Source organism: Pseudomonas huaxiensis (assembly GCF_003231275.1).
Taxonomy (GTDB): Bacteria; Pseudomonadota; Gammaproteobacteria; order Pseudomonadales; family Pseudomonadaceae; genus Aquipseudomonas; species Aquipseudomonas huaxiensis.
The window spans coordinates 1-2,614 of the sequence record NZ_QKVL01000112.1; the positions used below are offsets into that span (position 1 = coordinate 1).

At 62.5% G+C, this 2,614-nt stretch carries 3 protein-coding genes; 2 read left to right on the plus strand and 1 reads right to left on the minus strand.

All coding sequences use genetic code 11. The features are described from left to right. Nucleotides 1–258: ESPR domain-containing protein (locus tag DM374_RS32380; protein ID WP_157969807.1), on the minus strand; the 258-nt coding region annotated here is incomplete at its 3' end. A 280-nt stretch (nucleotides 259–538) separates the two neighbouring features. On the opposite strand from DM374_RS32380, the gene DM374_RS34630 reads away from it, so the two are divergent. Then, nucleotides 539–787 (plus strand): response regulator transcription factor, encoded by a 249-nt coding sequence (locus tag DM374_RS34630; protein WP_110973521.1) that lies wholly within the window; start codon nucleotides 539–541, stop codon nucleotides 785–787. Further along, nucleotides 697–2,598, plus strand: a complete 1,902-nt coding sequence (locus DM374_RS32390) for a sensor histidine kinase (RefSeq protein WP_110973522.1) — start codon at nucleotides 697–699, stop codon at nucleotides 2,596–2,598. Before DM374_RS34630 ends, DM374_RS32390 begins: the two co-directional genes overlap by 91 nt. The last annotated feature ends 16 nt before the right edge of the window (nucleotides 2,599–2,614 follow it).

Here is a 2,614-nt window from a genome sequence, read left to right on the forward strand (position 1 = left end):
GAAGCTCTGCCAGTCGATGGCGATCTTGTTGCTGGCCTGGTCGATGACCATCTGGTTGTTCGCGGGCGTACTGATCTGCCCCTGCCCCGCCGTCACCTGGCCGCCGGTTGGCAGGTCGGCGGCGCACGCCATGATCGGCAGAAGCAGTGCTGCCGCGAGGACCGCACCGGCTCCTTTGCCATGCCGACGAGCGTGCTCATCGGCAACGCTCCAGGCACCGAGGCTTGGGTTCCAGACGAGGGCATAAGTGCGGTTCATGGCGTGTTCCTTTTTTTAGCGCAAAGTCGGCCGCTCAGCGCGCTGGACGACGAGAGACTAGAGACGAGCCTTGAATTTGGAGTACCGGCAGGTGCTGGCCTAGCGGGCCTGGTAAAGCCAGGTATTGGACGCGAAGCTATTGGCACATGGCTATCACTGAAATCAGGTAATTTCCGCCTTTTTTCGTGCCGGGCGAGGGTTGCGGCGGCGATCCTGGGCTTGGCTGTACCTGATTCTGGTGATGGTCTGGCGCCACTATTGCGTGCCACACTAGCCGTCCTTGCCCGGCGCACCCAGACTCTGCTACCGAAAGCCGGCCGACACCGACGAGACAGAAGCCCTCAGCGCCCGCGAGAGCGAGATTCTTCAATGGGTTTCCCGCCGCTTGAGCAACCGGGAAATCGCCGATCAGCTAACCATTTCCCGCTATACCGTCGAATGCCCTATGAAACGGATTCACCGCAAGCTGGCCATCTCTTCGCGTACCCGCGCAGTGAACGAAGCCCGGCAACGCGGCTTGTTGTCCTGACCCTGCTACTCGTTCTGCTGCCGTGGCTTTCGAGCCTGGCACAGGCGAGCTGCCAGGCCACCATCACCCGCGTCATGATGGCTCCCGAGAGAGCCGTCGATGGTCAGCGGCCCCGTGAAGGTTGGCAGCCGGCGACGCTGCCGGATCTGTGGCAACGCCATTGGCCCGGTTTTACAGGGCCGGCCTGGTATCGGCTGGACTGGCAGACCGACTGCCGGGATGAGCCGCTGGCGCTGAATATCGATCACATGGTCATGGCCGCCGAGGTGTGGCTCAACGACGATCTGCTGTGGCGTGACGAAAGCCTGGTCGAGCCCTTGTCCCGTAGCTGGAACCTGCCGCGGTATTGGCTATTGCCGGTCTCCCGGCAGCAAGACAGCAATACCCTGTGGATTCGCCTGGTGGGCTCGGAGCATGCGGCGCCTGGCCTGGGGACGGTGCGCCTGGGCACACCCGCGCAGGTCTGGCCCGAGTACCGCACGCAGTCGTTCGAGCAGCGTGAGCTGGTTTCCATCAGCCTGCTGATTTCCCTGGTGCTGGGCGTGCTGTTCATGACGTTCTGGCTGTTCCGCCGTCAGGAACGCGCCTTTGGCTGGTTCGGGCTGGCTTCGCTGCTGTGGTCGGTTGCCTTCACAAATGTGCTGGTGACCTCCTCCTGGCCATTCCCTGACGGTGAGGTGTGGGATCGCATCAGTCAGGTGGCGCTGGCGCTGTATTGCCCCGTGTTCTGCATGTTCATCTGGTCGTTCGGCGGCATGCGCTTTGAGCGCTTGGAAAAAGGCGTCTGGGCGGGAGCGATACTGTTTTGTGTCGCCGTGGTGCTGGCGCCAAAGGCGCACATTGGGGCGCTGCAGCTACTGTCCACCTTCGCTTTCAGGCTGGTCTTGTTCGTTGCCGGCCTGCTGTTTCTTTGGCATGCCTACCGGACGCGAAAAACCTACCTGATGCTGTTGGGGACGGGCATGTCGGCGTTGTCGATCTACGAGTTTCTGGCGTTAACAGACGTACTTGAGGTTAGCGAGGTGTATGCCACGGCCTCTACGCCCATCCTGTCTATCGTGATGTTCGTGGTGCTGGCTACACGTTTCGCCAGCAGCCTGCAGCGCATCGAGCGCTTCAACGATGAGTTACAGGGAAGCGTGGACAGCACCCGCGCAGAGCTGACCCAGACGCTGCAACGCGAGCATCAACTGGAAGCCGACAACATTCGCCTCAACGAACGCCTGCGGCTGACCCATGACCTGCACGACAGCCTGGGCAGTTCGCTGATGCGTTCGATCGCCCGCATGGAACACGGCGACGGGCTCAAAGACAACCAGTTCCTGTCCGTGCTGAAGACACTGCGCAGCGATCTGCGGGACGTCATCGACGGCTCCTGCGCAGTGCCTGCCTGGCAATCACCGCAGGCGTGGCTGGCGCCCGTGCGGCGGCGCTTCATCGACCTGTTCGATGATGTGGGCATCGAGTCGCACTGGCACCTGCCGAAGCGTTGGCCCGGCGTGTTCACGCCACTGCAGTTGCTGGCCCTCACCCGCTTTCTCGAAGAAGCTCTGACCAATGTCCTCAAACATGCCGGCGCCACCCGCCTGGAAGTCGGCGTGCGGGCGGATGAGCAGCATGGCCTGAGCCTGTGGATACGCGACAACGGGCGCGGCTTCGACGTGAACAACGTGCTGGCGGTGGGCACCGGTGTGGGCATGAGCAGCATGCGGATGCGCATCGAGCGGATGGGCGGGCAACTGTGGATCCAGTCCCGCCCGGGCGAAACGCAACTGATCGCGACCATTCATGGTGAGCCGATCGTTGCGTAGCCCCCCAATCCGCATT

Excerpts from the sequence above, each read along its gene's own strand:
- DM374_RS32390 (WP_110973522.1), top strand. The coding sequence starts at position 697 with ATGCCCTATGAAACGGATTCACCGCAAGCTGGCCATCTCTTCGCGTAC.